The following is a 14720-nucleotide window of genomic DNA, read 5'->3' on the forward strand; positions in this document are numbered from 1 at the left end:
GGGGTTCGGCGACTGCGCGAGAAAGTGCAGGATCATTGGTTCGCGGCCTTCCCGTGAAGTCGGCTGTCGAGGTGGACGATCTGATTCGGGGTCCTCAGCGAGAGCTGTGTGGGGCGGCTTCGTGAGGAGAGTTGTTTGAGTGCGCGGGACACGACGGAAACCAGGGGTTCCCACCGTGCTTCGTCGTCGGCGGGAACGACCCCGCCGGGCAGTTTGACGCGGACGACCTCCGCCGTCCGCGCCGCGAACGTCTTGGCGATCTTCCGGCCGAGCATCCGGTGTGCGCCGGTCTGGATGCCGACGACGATCGCCGTGCTCACCAGGTCGGGGCGGCCTTCGGCCTCCAGCCGGTCGAGCATCCACCACGCCGCCCTGGCCGCGTGGAGGTCGTCGGGAACGGGGATCACCAGTTGGTCGGCGGTCCAGCTCTGCCTTCGCCAGTCGGTGCCGTGCGGGTCGGCGGGCATGTCTGCGACGACGAGGCCGTCGAGCCGGACCGAGCCGACACCGTTCCACAGCCGCACGTTGACATGGCGGGGTTCGAGACCGGCGTGCAGCTTACGGGCGACGGTGCTCTTGAACGTCCGGGGCTGGACGTTGGCGACCGTGACGAGCCCGTAAACGGCTTCGGGTGCGGCCGGTGCCGCCTCCGCAGGCGCCTTCTTCTGCTTTTCCTTGCGCCCTTCCGGTCGGCGGGCAGGCGTGGGCGGCTCCGGGACGGGAGGCGGCCGGTAGGCGACCGGCTTGCTCAGGTCGACGGGTTGTTCGGCTTCGTAGCCCGGCGGGTGCTCAGACATGCTGATCAGCCCCTCCTCCTGAAATGGGCCGGACGACTTCCGCCCGGAAGTCCCCGCCGGTGCGCACCGGGGAGACCTTGACGACGTCGCCGCTCTGCGGCGCTTCGACCATGTAGGGGACGCCGTCGACGACACCGAGGAACAACGCCACGTGGTGCACTACGCCGCCGTAGAACACCAGATCCCCGGGCAGGGCCGAGGCCCATGGCACGACGGCCCCGCCCCCGGCATGCTGCTCACGCGACGTCCTCGGCAGGGAGACGCCGACCTGGGCGTAGGAATAGAGCATGAGGCCGCTGCAGTCGAAGCCCACCTTGGCGAAATCGCCGTTCGCGTCGGCGACACCGCCGTCGCGAATGCCGCGGGAGGGCCCGGCCGCCGTCCCGCCACCCCAGGCGTACGGCGTTCCCAGCCAGGAAAGGGCGGCGGCGAGCACCCGTGCCGCTTCCGGGGTCGGCGCCTTGACCGTTCCGGTCAGGCCCGCGCCCGGTGGCAGTTCGACGTCGACGCCGTTGGCCCGCACCGCCGTCGGTCCGCTTCGGCCGGTTTCGCAGGTCATCGCCGTGGTGCCGTCGTAGAGTACGTTCGCCAAGGATTCCGCCAGCGGCTGCCACGGCTCGTACTTGCTCGCGCCGGCGCCACTGGCCTGGACCACCTGGCCGATGTCGGCGTTGGATCGGGAGTCGGTGTCGTAACCCGGTACCCGGTCGAGCAGCACGGTGAAGAAGCCCTTCGCCGCCATGCCGGCGTTCTTCCGGTCGTAACCGGTGTAGGCGTTGCCCGGTCCCGGGGCGATCTGCTGGAAGGCGCCGGTCGCGCGGCCGACGACCACGTCCGCCTCGAACCGGGATTCCTGCCTGGCGATCTGCAGGGCGATCACGACACCGCGCCGCGTGATCGCCATCCCCTTCGCGGTTGCGACAATGCTCTTGACCACCTCGAGCTGGGGGAGGGCGAGGTCGGGGGCGGCGGCTTCCCCCGGCGTGGGCTGCGCCGACGGCGGAGCCGCACCGGTGCAGCTCAACGCCTCCGCCTTCTCCGGGCGGGGAAGAACCAGAAGCAGGCCGCCCACGAGGAGCACCACGACGGCGAACAAGGCTTTGAGGCGCATCAGCCCGCCTCCACCCGGATGTCGACCAGCCAGCGGCCGTCGGTCTGCCGGAGGACCCGGCGCACCGAACGGACCTGCTCACTTTCGAAGGCGACACCCGCCGAAGAATTGACGCGCCGGGCCGAAAGCACCAGATAAGCCACGTTGGCGCTTTGCGGAGCTTCCGGGCTCGCCGTCGCGGTCACCTCGTCGCAACCGCTGCTCAGCTGTTGTTCCCGCACGCTCCGGTAGGTGTCCTCGTTGTCGCCGGCCCGTCGGTCATCCTTGGCCGCGGCCGGAGTCTGGTACCGCGCCGCACGATCGAGATTCGCGTTCATCGGCTCACGCCAGTCGAGCGTGCACCACTGCCGTAGCCATTCGGCGCTCACGGCCGCGGGATCGGCGAAGAGCGTGGCGGCGTCCGGACGAGGGCTTTCGGCGCTCGGCAACGGGGGCACCGGGGTGGGAGGGGTCGCTACCGGCGTCCGTGGCGCCACCGAGCCGACCGGGATCCGCTCGGTCACGGTGGACGATCGGGTTTCCGGAGGCGTTCCACCGGACGGGGCGGTGGTCCCGCATGCCGTGCCGGCCAGGGCGACGAGCAAGAGCACGGACGACGCGGCACGCATCATATTCACCTCCGGAGTCCGCTCGGGCCAGTGAAACCAGTCTGTGGAGTGGTCCCGGACCAAGGCCAGCGAAGTCCGCTGTTTATGTCCGAACTGCTCACCGCCGGGGTGTGCCCGGGCAGCGACAGGCGCTATAGGCCATCCCAGACGCTCCTCAGCCTGCTCCCGGGATGCCAGAAATTGCCGAAGGTCCCGGTGATCCGCAGTTCCTTCTTCTCGCTGAGCTTCGATGGCCAGAGTTGGACCAGCGCTTCCGCCATCGGGCCCCGCTCGATTCCGGCTTCTTCGCTTTCCCGGGACAAGTCCCGCACGTGATAGCGAAGGCAGTAGTCGCCAGGCCCCGGCAGGTCCACTGGGCTCATCAGGGTTTGAGACCAATCCAGCACCGCGGCCGATCCGGTCGCGGACCGGTAGCCGAACTCGATGACGTCGTCGTAATGCTCGATCAGCTCTTCGGGTCCGCCATCACAGATCTCAGTGACGACCCGGACCTGCTTCGCCGTCCAAGGCACCTGGAGCTTCAGCTTCCCACTCGCCGCGGTGACCATCCCGGTCCACGTGGAGAGCCTGGGATTGATCAACGTGGTGTTCTCGCTGAGGTAGAAGTACGGATGCTGGGCATCGAGAACGCGGTCGATCCTCGCAGGATGCGCTGCTGTGACGTCGCCGGCTGACATGTCTCCTGTGTACTGCGCGCGCATATTTCGCACAGCAAACCTGGAATAATCCGTGACTTCCGGCAAGGAAGGCTGCCCGACCGAGCGCCTTCACCGAGCGTTTTTCATCCTGCTTCGCGGTGCGATGCCTGGTCGTGAGTGGTAAGTGTCGTTCTAACCGTCATTACCACTCACGACTGCGGCCCATCGGCTCATGCGTAGCCGTTGTGACTGCTGGTGCTTGTGTGCCACCTGTGGTGATCATCGAATCCGTGAAGGACTCCTTGAGGGACCCAGAGTCCCTCAAGGAGTCCTTCACGGAACGGGCGTGGGAATCAACTGCCGCCCACGTAGGTAACCTCGTGTCAGTAAACGGACAGGGCGAATCGGTCGAGGTCGATTCCTCGCATGAGCGCGAGAGCCGAACGCAGCGATCGGTCGGCGGATTCGTGGTCGCAGCGTTCCGACGCACGGAGGGCCTCGGCGGCGTTCGAGAGGCCCATCATGAGATCCACACGCTCCTCCCAGGCACGCGTGCCGTCGGTGTCGGCGCCGGACTGCAGGAGCCAGTCCACGTAGAGATCGAGCCAACCCGCCAGTTCCAAGCCCGGCCTGAGTACGCCGCCCGCCGGGTCGAGCCACCGGCCTTCCTCATCCCCCTCTGAAAACACTATTTCCCCCGCTTCTTCGTAACCGTCCGCGCATAGGTTCGACTGGTACTCGCCATCGGCGAACATCGTATTTTCGCGCGGCGGGCAGCGCGTACGCGACCGCCGTTCAGTGGAATTCCAGTCTGGTTCATTGATCCGGAGATCTGGATCAATGAAAAGAAATGAAAACTACCACAATCGACTCGGATGGCGGCCGAAAAGAACGGGGCCGGGGAAAAATAGCCAACGATGATGCCCGAACAGACAGCCGGAATCGCAGACTGTATTGCCTTGAGGGCAGCTGTGATGGACGGTCTGGTGACCCGAGCCGGGAGAGCCGGTTTCGGTCGCCGCGGGCCGCAGAGAGGTGTCCTCATGAAGGCTGCCGTCCTACACGGGAAGCATCGGCTGACCGTGGAAACAGTCCCCGACGCGACACTCCGGGAACCCGGGGACGCCGTCGTCCGAGTGGTCGCCGCCGGTATCTGCGGCACCGATCTCCACGGCTATCGAGGGCTTCCCGGGCCCGTTCAAGGCCCTCGATGCGGACACGAGTTCGTCGGTGTGGTCGAGGATGCCGGCTTCGACGTCTCCACCCTGCGCCCCGGAGCGCTGGTCGTCGCGCCGTTCAATTTCGCCGACGGCACCTGCCCGACCTGCCGGACCGGATTGTACAGCGCCTGCGCCTCGGGCGGCATGTTCGGCGTGGACGGTGACGGAGGCCAGGCCGAAGCGGTCCGGGTGCCGTTCGCCGACGCCAATCTGGTGACGGTGCCGGTGGACCGGAACGACGAACGACTGCCCTCCCTGCTCGCCCTCACCGACACGATGGCCACCGGGCTCCACGCCATCCGGACGGGCAGGGTCGCACCGGGTTCGTCGGTCGCCGTCCTCGGTGACGGCCCGGTCGGGTTGTGTGCCGTACTCGCGGCGAGAGAGGCCGAGGCAGGCCGGATCATCCTGGTGGGAAGACACGAAGACCGGCTGCGTAGAGGTGAGAAATTCGGTGCGACCGATACCTTGCTGGCCGCCGGAACCGAAGGCGTGGCGGAATCCGTCGATTTCGTCCGTGCGGCCACCCAAGGAATCGGCGCCGACGTGGTGGTGGAATGCGGCGGCAGCCCGCAGGCGCAGACCACGGCGTTCGCGCTCTGCCGGGACGGCGGGGTCGTCTGCGTGATGGGCGCACCGCCGATGGTCGACGTCTCACCGGTCTTCCTCCGGGGCATCACTCTCACCGGCGGTCTGACACCGGTGAGGGCGTATCTTCCGGATCTCGTCGAAAAAGTACTGGCGGGAAGCCTGAATCCCGGCTCGATCTTCGACAAGTCGGTGTCCCTGGACGACATCGAGTCCGGCTACGAAGCGATGAACGCGCGTGCAGCCACCAAAGTACTGGTACGGCCGTAACCGACTGGGAGTGTGATCAGATGCCGACAAAGATCCATCGATCCAGAAGATTCTCACAAATCGCGATGGTGATCATTCTCTCCATCGCGATGGTGCCCGCCTTCGCCACGGCCGCGGCTTCCGCGCCACGGCAGCATCAGCAGGGCTCGTCCACCAGCTTCAAGGAAGCGATGAACAGGACGATCATCCTCGGTTTCTTCGCCGCGCTGAACCGCGGCAACCTGGGCCACCTCGACAAGATCGTGCGTCCCGATCTCATCCAGCACTATCCCAAGATCGCCGACGGCCGGGCCGCCTTCCGCCAGTACCACGCGGGCCTGCGGGACCGGAACCCGGATCTCCGGTTCTCCGTGAAGCGGACAGTGGCCCAAGGCGATCTCGTCGTGGCGCATAGCCATTTCGTGTCGAAGGCCGGTGATCCCGGTATCTCCAAGGTCAACGTCTTCCGGTTGAGCGACGGAAAGATCGCCGAGCACTGGGAGGCCAACGAAGCCGTCCGGCCGCCGGGTATCGGCAACGACATGTTCTCCACGCTCAGCTCGCCCAGGATTTCCAGGCCGCTGCCGCTGGCCACGGACGCTGAAAGCGAACGTGCCGGGCGGGCTGCCTTCGCGGAGATCATCAACCAGCCGAACGACGAAATCCGACGGCAGGCGCTCGATCGCCTTATCGGCGACAACACCTACTACCAGCATTATCCCAATGTCCCGAACGGTAAAGCCGCGTTGGACCAGTTCATCCATGACGCGTTCGCCGTGCAGCCGGAATACCGGGCCAACGTCAAGATCGTCGTCGCCGAGCATGATCTGGTAGCGCTCATCGTCCACATCGAGAAACTGTTCGACATCGAGAACAGTGTCAGTTTCGACCTGCTCCGCGTCCGCGACGGGAAGTTGGTGGAGCACTGGGCAACCGGGGAAGAAATCCCCGCGACATCGGCCAATCCACACACGATGTACTGAACCGCCGGCTGTTGTGACGCGGGCCAGGGAGGTGCTTTCGTGCGACGTGAGATCACGGCCCGGCCCGCGTCACCTGTTTCCCGGCCCGTCACACCGCTCGTCCTGTTCGCGATCGTGCTCGCGGCGGTCATGGCCTGGGTGATCCGGGATTGGGCGTCGTATCTGGACATCACACCGAGCCCGTCGTCTTCCCCGTCCGCGGGCACCGGACATCATGCCGGTCTGGACGGGGCGCTCACCCCGCCTCCCGCCATCGCCGCGCGAGCGGTCCCCAACCTCTTCGGCATCACCTTGCTCGCCGCACACGTGACGACGGCGAACGTGCTGCTCGCCGGCGCGGCCGCCCGGCGGTGGGCGGCGGGACGTATCCCGGCCGTGCTGATCTTCGCGGCGATGTCCGCCGTCTTCACCGCGTCGGCCACGATTCCCCTGGCGAAGCTGACCGTCGGCAACGCCATTTCCCCGGGCAACACGTTGTCCGCCGCGATCACAGTACTGCAGTACTCCTTCGTACTCGCTCTCGTCGGCGCGGCGCCCCTGCGCCTATGGCTCCCTACCCCCTCCCCTGAAGGTGATCGACGTGTTGAACAGAAGAGACGCGATCAAACTCGGGTCCGCCGCCGGCATGGCGCTCGTCTTTCCGACGAAACAGCTGGCGTCCGCACTCTCTGACGATCCGCTGGAGCTACCCCCCTTCTCGATACCGCTGTCGATTCCTCCCGTGCTGAAACCCACCCGGCGCACGGGGGACACGGATTTCTACGACATGCGGATCGCGGAGTCCTGGCACGAGATCCTGCCGGGCGTCCGGACCAGGACACTCACCTTCAACGGAGGCTTTCCCGGGCCCACCGTCCACGCCCGACGTGGTCGCGCCGTGGTGGTCAGGCAGTTCAACGGCATGGGCTCCCCCGCGACGGTGCATCTGCACGGCGCGAACGTGCCGGCGTCGAGTGACGGGCATCCGATGGATCCCATCGCGCCCGGACAGTCCAGGGTGTACCGATATCCGAACGACCAACCGGCCGCCACTCTCTGGTATCACGACCACACACACCACCTGGAGGGCGAGCAAGTCTACCGCGGGCTTTCCGGCGCCTACCTGTTGTCCGATCCGGTGGACGCGCGCCTTCCGCTGCCCGGTGGCGAGTTCGACGTTCTGCTGATGTTCAGGGACGCGAAACTGGACGGCGAGGGCCAACTCGTCTTCGTCCCCGACGACTTCATGAACCGGCCTACGATCCTCGTCAACGGTCGTCCGCAGCCTTACTTCGAGGTCAAGCGGCGGCTGTACCGCCTCAGGTTGATCAACGTCTCGAATCTCGAGGTGTTCAAGTTCCGGCTTTCCAACGGAGCACGGTTCCTGCAGATCGCCTCCGACGGAGGTTTTCTGCGGGAGCCCGCGGTACGGCAGGAGATCGACTTGTGGCCGGCGGAGCGCGCCGAGGTGCTGGTGGATTTCCGGTCGGTACCGGCGGGAACCTCCGTCGAGCTGCAGAACGTGGTAGCCCTCTCCGAGAACAAGCGGGACATCATACAGTTCCGGGTCGGCGGGGGTGGGCCAGGGGACAAGCCGGAGCTCACCATTCCCGGCCGGCCCTTGGTGCAGACGGAGATACCAGGATGGCCGTCCCGGAACCCAGCTCCGGAGCGAGTGTCGAAGACCCGGCGTTTCATCCTGCGGATCGACCCCGTGACCGGCGAATTCCTCATCAACGACCGGGGTTTCGACCCGAATCGGGTGGACGCGACTATCCAACATGGCTCGACGGAGATCTGGGAACTCGTGAACGGCGACGGTGCTTTCGGGATCCCGCACACCATGCACCTCCATCTCGTGCAGTTCAGGGTGCTCGATCGGAACGGGAAGCCGGAGCCTGGCCACGACACCTATCCGAAGGACACCGTACGTCTGAATCCCGGTGACGTCGTCCGCATCCAAGCGACGTTCGACACTCAAATCGGCCGGTACCCGTTCCACTGCCACTTCCTGGACCATGCGATGCACTCGATGATGGGCCAGTTCGAGGTCGTCCCGCGCCGGTGAGGGGCCCTGAAGTCCGCGTTGCGAATGCCCTTTCGTGACGCTAGGCGCCCGGCAGAGGTCTCGGCGCTGAGCCAGGGAGTGGATGCGGGGCCGCCGCGTTGGGTGGCTTCACCGTCAGGAGCGCGGACGCACCGCGGTGAGGATCAGCTCGACGCCTTCGCCGACCATATCCTGGAGCAGGCGGTCGCGCTCCCGGACCCAGCGGAGGGTCGCGCCCATCAACGTGTCGCTGAGAACCCGGGTCGTCACATCGACATCGATGTCCGGCTTCACCTCTCCGCGTACTCGGCCCTCGTGCAGCAGCGGGGCCAAGTCGGTGAGCAGTTGAGACTCATAGCGGATAGGCCCGACGGCGGAAGTCCAGCCCAGCATCATCTGCCGTGAGAGCTCGGGCTCGGCCTGCACCATCTCGCTGATCAGGTGCAGGTAGGCGCGGACCCGTTCCAGCACCTCGCCCGTGGCGTCCGCGGCCTGGGCCACGGCGATGTCGGCGATCCGGCGTGTCCACAGCATCGGAATATCGCTTTTGCTGGGGAAATGATTGAACGCGGTACGACGAGAAGTGCCCGCGCGCTCGGCGATGTCGGCCATCGAGGTGGCCTCGTAACCTCGCTCGACGAACAACGCCGCTGCCGCCGCGTACAGGCGGTCTCGCGTAGCTAGTGCACGTCGGCCCCCTGCTTGCTGCTGGGCTGCCGCCCCGGTCATTGCCTCGTCTTCGTGCGACGTATGGCGCATGTCTGCACTCAACTACACACTCGTCTCACTCGCCCTGCACCCTGGTGCACCATCTCGTCCGCAGGGTGTCCGCGTCCGAACATAGCGGTGACGCGTCACTCGCCGCCTCACATGCCGGCAGGTACGTCCAGCTGTAACCGCTGAGCCGCCTGCCTGACCGAGGCGATCGGCAGGTCGAGGGCCCGCGCGAGGTTGACGCTCCGGCGAACCAGTGGCGTGTTACCGGGACTGAGTTCGCCTTTGCGCAGGAACAACGTGTCCTCCAGTCCGGCGCGGGCGTTGCCACCCATGGCCAGGCCGATGGCGGTGAGCTGCAGGTTCGCCTTGCCGATCGCGATGATCTGCCACACCGCGTTGTCCGGTAGGCGCTCGACCAGCGTGTACAGGTTCGCCGGCGTGGCCGCCGCGCCGCCGCGTACGCCGAGGACGATGCTGAACTGCGGATCGCCGGAGATGAGTCCCTCGTCGATGAGCCGCAGGCATGCGTCGAGATGGCCCGTGTCGTAGATCTCCATTTCCGGCTTGACGCCCAACTCCTGCATCCGGGCCGCGAGCCGGCGCACCTCTGCGGGAGGGTTGCGGAACTCTCCCGCCCCGAAGGTCATGCTGCACGGATTCAGCGTCGCCATCTGCGGTCGCAGTTCCACCAGGCGGGCGCGGTCCTCGAACTCCACGTCCATGCCGACCCCGGTCGAGATCTGGACGAGAATCGGGCACGTGTCGCGAATCAGTCCCACCGTGCGCTCCGCGATGGCCAGGTCGGCGGTCGGGCGCCCCTGCGCGTCGCGGAAGTGCAGGTGCGCGACCGCCGCGCCTTCGGCGTAAGCCTCGCCGACGGCGGCGGCGATCTCCTCGGGACTGGTCGGCAGGCTGGGGTTGTCCAGTTTGGTGGCGATCGGACCGGTCGTCGCCACGGTGATGATCACGCACATGGAATATCTCCTGCGATGTGGACGAAGTCCGTCGATGGTGGGCGAAGTGCCTGGGCAGGACGCAAGCGGGCTCGGGTCATCGTGAGTCATCGATCCTCAGGACGATCTTGCCGCGCACCGCGCCGGCGTCGATCGCGCGATGAGCCTCGGCGGCCTGAGACAGCGGCAGCTCCCGGGTGATCCGCGGACGCACATGCCCACTGGCGAGGTGCTCGCTGAGCCGGACCATGCGGGCGGGGGTCGCCTCGAAGAACCGGTACTGGAAGTGCTGGTCGCGCACGCGGAAGTCGTCGGTCGTGGGCGCATGGACGCACGAGGCCACCCGGCCACCCTGACGCACCACGCCCGACAGCTGCGACTGAGCCTCTCCGCCGACGGTGTCGACAGCGGCATCGACACCGTCAGGCACCAACCGCGCGACGGCTTCAGCGACGTTATCGGTGCGGTAGTCGACCGCGTGAGCGGCGCCCAGCTCCCGGACGAAGTCGTGGTTCGACGCCCGAGCCACCGCGATGACCTCCGCACCCAGCGCGACGGCCACCTGGACGGCGAAGTGACCCACGCCGCCCGCGGCACCGAGGACGACGACTGTGTCCCCAGGCTGGACCTCCAGCAGCTCCTCCACCAGGACCATCGCCGTACCGCCCGCGCACGCGACCGCGGCAGCGTCCCGCAGGGACACGCCGGGCGGCACCGCGGCCAGCTGGGTCGAGCGGGCCGGCGCCAGCTCGGCGTACGTCCCGTCGCCCGCGTAGTCGTGCAGGAAGAAGCCGAACACAGCTTGACCAGGTTTGAACGGCGAGCCGGACACGCCGATCTCCTCGACGAATCCCGCACCCTCCAGCCCCAGCACGAGCGGGAAGTGGTGCCGCGCGCGAGGCGCGAACTGGCCCTGCCGGATCCGGGAGTCGCCGGGGTTGACCCCCGCGTGGGTCAGTCTGACCAGCACGCTGTTCGGGCCGAGCGGCGGCCGCTCGACCTCACGCTCGTCGAACCGGTCCGGTCCGCCGAAGTCATCGCACACCATCGCGCGCATCGCTCGCCCCTTTCGATGCCTCCTGGAACCACGTGGTGGCCCCTGCTGATCGCCCTGCGAGGGGCCATACTGCACCCGGGTGCAAGTTTGCGCAATCCCCGCAGGTCCGGCCTCCGCAGCTTTCCGCGACGTGACGCTTGACGCATTCTGCACCCGAGTGCAGAATGCGGCGACACCCTGCACTCGGGTGCAACAAGAAGTGAGCGAGATAACACGACCGGCGGCGTCGCACATCGTCGGTCCCCCGGACTTCGTCGGACGCGGCTGAGCGAATCCGACCCACTGTCTGCACAGGATGGGACGTGATGACCAGATATTCGAACGGCCCCCACCACTTGGGCGGCGACTGCTACGCGTGGCTGCTGCCCCAGGGACACTGGGGAGAGAGCAATACCGGCCTGGTCCAAGGGGACGGCGAATCCCTGCTCGTGGACACCCACCTCGACCTGGCCCACACCGCGCGCATGCTCGAGGCGTTCGGCACGCTCACCGAGGACTGCCCGATCCGGACGGTGGTCAACACGCACTCCGACGGAGACCACTGGTTCGGCAACCAGCTCGCCGCCGGGCCGGGTGTCGAGATCGTCGCCTCCGCTGCCGCCGCGGAACTGATGACACCGGCTGGAGCGACAGAGCTCGCGAGCCTGTGGCACCGGGAGGACGAGGTGGGCGACTTCGTCCGCGCCGTGGCCTCCGGCTTCGATCCGTCGGGAATCACCGCCACGCCGCCGACTCGCACGTTCAGCGGGTCATTGGACCTCGACGTCGGCGGCAGGCACGTGAGGTTGACCGAAGTGGGGCCCGCGCACACCCCGGGCGACGTTCTCGTCCACGTGCCGGACGCCCGGGTGCTGTTCACGGGCGACGTCCTGTTCATCGGAGCCGCGCCACTGGTGTGGGAGGGCCCGGTCTCGCGGTGCGTCGCCGCCTGCGACCTGATCCTCGACCTCGACGTCGTCGCCGTGGTGCCGGGGCACGGCCCGGTCACCGACAAGGCAGGGGTGCAACGGGTCCGCGACTACCTGACCTACGTCCAGGCGGAGTCCATCGCGCGGTTCGAGGACGGGCTCAGCCTCGAGGACGCGATCGCTTCCATCGACCTCGCACCGTTCGCCGACATGGCCGAGCACGAACGCATCGCGGCCAATGTGCTGAATGTCTACGAGGAGCTCGATCCGACGCGCCCGCGCGCTGACCGGCTGACGCAATTCGCGCATATGGCCCACCTGCACCAGGCCGCTGCCGCCCACCCGCACGGTCGCACCGGAGGAGCAGGATGAGGATCGCCCGGATCGAGTTCGACGGAGTCGTCACCATCGCCATCGTCGACGGCGATCAGGTGCAACCGCTGACGCCCGGCGCGGACCTTGATGAACTCCTGATGGCTGCCCCGTCCGAGCGTGCGCTACTGGTCCAGCGCCTGGCGGCGGGCGCCCCCGTCGACCTGTCCGCGGTCCGGCTGCTGTCGCCCGTCCAGCCGAAGACCCTGCGGGACTATGCCACGTTTGAGGAGCACGTCGAGGGGAGCCTCAAGGGGATCGGGATCGATGTTCACCCGGGGTGGTACGAGCAGCCGGTCTTCTTCTTCTGCAACACCAACGCCGTGAGCGGCCACGACGAACCGGTGCAGATGCCCCCGGGATCTCGCCGGCTCGACTTCGAGCTCGAACTCGCGGCCGTCATCGGCAAGCCGGGCAAGGACCTCGCGCCCGAGCAGGCCGGTGAGCATATCGCGGGCTACACACTCTTCAACGACTGGTCGGCCCGCGACCTGATGGCGTCGGTCATGCAGATCGGCGCGGGACCGGTGAAAGGCAAGGACTTCGCCAACACGCTCGGGCCGTGGATCGTGACCGCGGACGAGCTCGAGCCCTACCGCCGCGGCGACCGCCTGGCCCTCGAGATGCACGCCGAGGTCAACGGCATGCCCCTGCCCGGTGGGGGCGACAGTTCGGCCAACATGTCGTGGTCGTTCGAGGAGATCGTCGCCTATGCGTCGCGAGGTGCCGAGCTCCGGCCCGGCGACGTCCTGGCAGCGGGCACGTGCGGTGGTGGATGCCTGCTGGAGTACTGGGCCAGAACCGGCCGGGATGAGCCGCCGCCGTTGCGTCCCGGGGATGTCGTGACCCTCGTGGCGGAAGGCATCGGCTCGCTCTCGAACCAGGTCGTCGCCGGGGTGGAACCGATCGACTTGCCGAGGGCCCGCACGACGAGCCGGCGACCGCGGCCCTGGGACGCACTCTCCGATTCATGAGACCGGTAGCCACGCCGGCACGCACATACGCCTCGACCGCATTCAATGACGAACGAGAGAGGGACCCCGCGAAATGAAGAAGACACTGATCAAGAACGCGCTGCTGACGACGATGGACCCGTCGACCCGCGACCTCACCACCGGAGACATTCTCATCGTCGGCGACCGCATCAAGCGCGTCGCGCCGTCGATCAACGCCGACGATGCCGAGGTGGTCGACGCGAGCGGGATGATCGCCAGCCCGGGTTTCGTCGACACCCATCGCCACGTGTGGCAGTCGTTGCTGCGCGGGGTGGCCGTGAATTGGAGCCTGTTCGAGTACATGGTCGAGATGCGGACCATGTACCCCGTCTGCTACCGCGTGGAAGACGCCTATCTCGGCAATCACTACGGCGCGTTGGAGGCGATCAACGCCGGGGTCACCACGGTGGTCGACCACTCCCACCTGCAGATCTCCGCGGAGCACTCGGACGCCTTGGTCCGGGGACTCAAGGACGCCGGGATCCGCGGCATCTTCGGCTACGGCGTCTACCGCAACCCCCGATACACCCCGGGCGAGGACATCGACCCGACCGCGATCATCACGGAAATCGCCGGCCCCATCGAGAGGTTCCACCGCGACAACGCCGCGCGGGTGCGGGAAGAGCATTTCCCGAGCAATGACGGACTTCTGCGCTTCGGCATCGCGAGCAGCGAGTTCTTCACCTTCCCGAGCATGGAGCCGGTCCTCGAAGAGCTCGCCTGGAGCCGAACCCTGGAGCCGGCGCGGATCACCTTCCACGCGGCCATCGGCATCAACGACGACGTCAACGTCATCGAGAGCCTGTCGAACGCCGGCGCCCTCGCCGATGACCTGCTGCTCTCGCACGGCAACTGCCTGACCGACGACGACCTCGCCCTCATCGCCCGCGAGGGCGGCTGGCTCTCGACGACGCCGGACACCGAACTGCAGATGTCCGGCACGTTCCCGGTCCTGGAGCGCGTCGTGAAGTCCGGGCGGCAACCGTCCCTCGGTGTCGACATCGTCTCGGGCTTCAACGGCGACATGTTCACCCAGATGCGCCTGATGCTGCAGGCCACCCGCTTCCGAGACAACGAGTCGACCTGTCCGGGAGGGTTGCCGAGCAGCACCCGGTTCCCCGCGGCGAAGATGCTGGAGTACGCGACACTCGGCGGGGCGACCTGCGTCGGCCTCGAGAACGAGATCGGCAGCCTCACCCCCGGCAAGAAGGCCGACATCGTCCTGACCCGGCTCGACGCGGTCAACACGGCCACGCTGCGTGACCCCGTCGCCGCCCTCGTCTTCTACGCCAACCCCAGCGACGTCGAATACGTCTGGATCGACGGCGTCGTGCGCAAGCGCGCCGGACAACTCGAGGGAGAGCCTTGGGACTCCGTCCGAAGGCGTGTCCAGGAGGCCCGCGACGGCATCGACGAACGCTTCGGCAGAATCGACGCCCGCGCGATGCGCCGCGCCTGGGAGCCCGTGTGGGGGCTGGAGCCCGGCAGCTCCGACTGA

At 67.2% G+C, this 14720-nt stretch carries 15 protein-coding genes; 7 read left to right on the forward strand and 8 right to left on the reverse strand.

The window, feature by feature from the left end; genetic code table 11:
- Positions 1–32 precede the first annotated feature (32 nt).
- The 5 genes from SD37_RS10350 to SD37_RS43655 all read right to left on the reverse strand — a co-directional run bounded on the left by SD37_RS10350 (position 33) and on the right by SD37_RS43655 (position 3909).
- Positions 33–797, reverse strand: coding sequence for a hypothetical protein (locus tag SD37_RS10350; protein WP_044851010.1), 765 nt, complete (start codon positions 795–797; stop codon positions 33–35).
- Positions 790–1908, reverse strand: coding sequence for a C40 family peptidase (locus SD37_RS10355; protein ID WP_044851011.1), 1119 nt, complete (start codon positions 1906–1908; stop codon positions 790–792). Before SD37_RS10355 ends, SD37_RS10350 begins: the two co-directional genes overlap by 8 nt.
- Positions 1908–2516 carry a hypothetical protein gene (locus tag SD37_RS10360; protein WP_236725324.1) on the reverse strand — a complete coding sequence of 203 codons (609 nt, stop codon included), beginning with the start codon at positions 2514–2516 and terminating at the stop codon, positions 1908–1910. The genes SD37_RS10355 and SD37_RS10360 overlap by 1 nt, the downstream gene beginning before the upstream one ends.
- A 131-nt stretch (positions 2517–2647) precedes the next feature.
- Positions 2648–3193 carry a hypothetical protein gene (locus SD37_RS10365; RefSeq protein ID WP_044851012.1) on the reverse strand — a complete coding sequence of 182 codons (546 nt, stop codon included), beginning with the start codon at positions 3191–3193 and terminating at the stop codon, positions 2648–2650.
- A 344-nt stretch (positions 3194–3537) separates the two neighbouring features.
- On the reverse strand, positions 3538–3909 hold the full coding sequence (locus tag SD37_RS43655; protein ID WP_236725325.1) for a hypothetical protein: 372 nt from the start codon (positions 3907–3909) through the stop codon (positions 3538–3540).
- Between the two features lie 288 nt (positions 3910–4197).
- Between SD37_RS43655 and SD37_RS10375 the strand changes: the two genes are divergently transcribed.
- The 4 genes from SD37_RS10375 to SD37_RS10390 all read left to right on the forward strand — a co-directional run bounded on the left by SD37_RS10375 (position 4198) and on the right by SD37_RS10390 (position 8241).
- Positions 4198–5232, forward strand: coding sequence for an alcohol dehydrogenase catalytic domain-containing protein (locus SD37_RS10375; protein WP_044851013.1), 1035 nt, complete (start codon positions 4198–4200; stop codon positions 5230–5232).
- A 65-nt stretch (positions 5233–5297) separates the two neighbouring features.
- On the forward strand, positions 5298–6194 hold the full coding sequence (locus SD37_RS10380; protein ID WP_044851014.1) for a nuclear transport factor 2 family protein: 897 nt from the start codon (positions 5298–5300) through the stop codon (positions 6192–6194).
- A gap of 39 nt (positions 6195–6233) precedes the next feature.
- Complete coding sequence (locus SD37_RS42535; RefSeq protein ID WP_145926577.1) at positions 6234–6866, forward strand: hypothetical protein; 633 nt, start codon at positions 6234–6236, stop codon at positions 6864–6866.
- A 49-nt stretch (positions 6867–6915) separates the two neighbouring features.
- Positions 6916–8241 (forward strand): multicopper oxidase family protein, encoded by a 1326-nt coding sequence (locus SD37_RS10390; protein ID WP_167369626.1) that lies wholly within the window; start codon positions 6916–6918, stop codon positions 8239–8241.
- 114 nt (positions 8242–8355) lie between these two features.
- On the opposite strand, the gene SD37_RS10395 is transcribed toward SD37_RS10390, so the two are convergent.
- The 3 genes from SD37_RS10395 to SD37_RS10405 form a co-directional block, all read right to left on the reverse strand.
- Complete coding sequence (locus SD37_RS10395; RefSeq protein WP_236725326.1) at positions 8356–8979, reverse strand: TetR/AcrR family transcriptional regulator; 624 nt, start codon at positions 8977–8979, stop codon at positions 8356–8358.
- A gap of 107 nt (positions 8980–9086) precedes the next feature.
- On the reverse strand, positions 9087–9911 hold the full coding sequence (locus SD37_RS10400; RefSeq protein ID WP_044851018.1) for a beta-keto acid cleavage family enzyme: 825 nt from the start codon (positions 9909–9911) through the stop codon (positions 9087–9089).
- Between the two features lie 76 nt (positions 9912–9987).
- Positions 9988–10947 (reverse strand): NADP-dependent oxidoreductase, encoded by a 960-nt coding sequence (locus tag SD37_RS10405; RefSeq protein ID WP_044851019.1) that lies wholly within the window; start codon positions 10945–10947, stop codon positions 9988–9990.
- A gap of 305 nt (positions 10948–11252) precedes the next feature.
- Here SD37_RS10405 and SD37_RS10410 point away from each other — a divergent pair, with 305 nt between their 5' ends.
- From SD37_RS10410 to SD37_RS10420, 3 genes are all read left to right on the forward strand, one after another.
- The gene (locus tag SD37_RS10410; protein WP_044851020.1) at positions 11253–12227 is read left to right on the forward strand and encodes an MBL fold metallo-hydrolase; all 975 of its coding nucleotides are present in this window, start codon (positions 11253–11255) and stop codon (positions 12225–12227) included.
- Positions 12224–13201 carry a fumarylacetoacetate hydrolase family protein gene (locus SD37_RS10415; protein WP_044851021.1) on the forward strand — a complete coding sequence of 326 codons (978 nt, stop codon included), beginning with the start codon at positions 12224–12226 and terminating at the stop codon, positions 13199–13201. Before SD37_RS10410 ends, SD37_RS10415 begins: the two co-directional genes overlap by 4 nt.
- Before the next feature lie 73 nt (positions 13202–13274).
- A complete protein-coding gene (locus tag SD37_RS10420; protein ID WP_044851022.1) occupies positions 13275–14720 on the forward strand; it encodes an amidohydrolase family protein in 1446 nt (481 codons plus the stop codon).

Origin of the sequence: Amycolatopsis orientalis (assembly GCF_000943515.2) — a bacterium.
Classification (GTDB): domain Bacteria; phylum Actinomycetota; class Actinomycetes; order Mycobacteriales; family Pseudonocardiaceae; genus Amycolatopsis; species Amycolatopsis orientalis.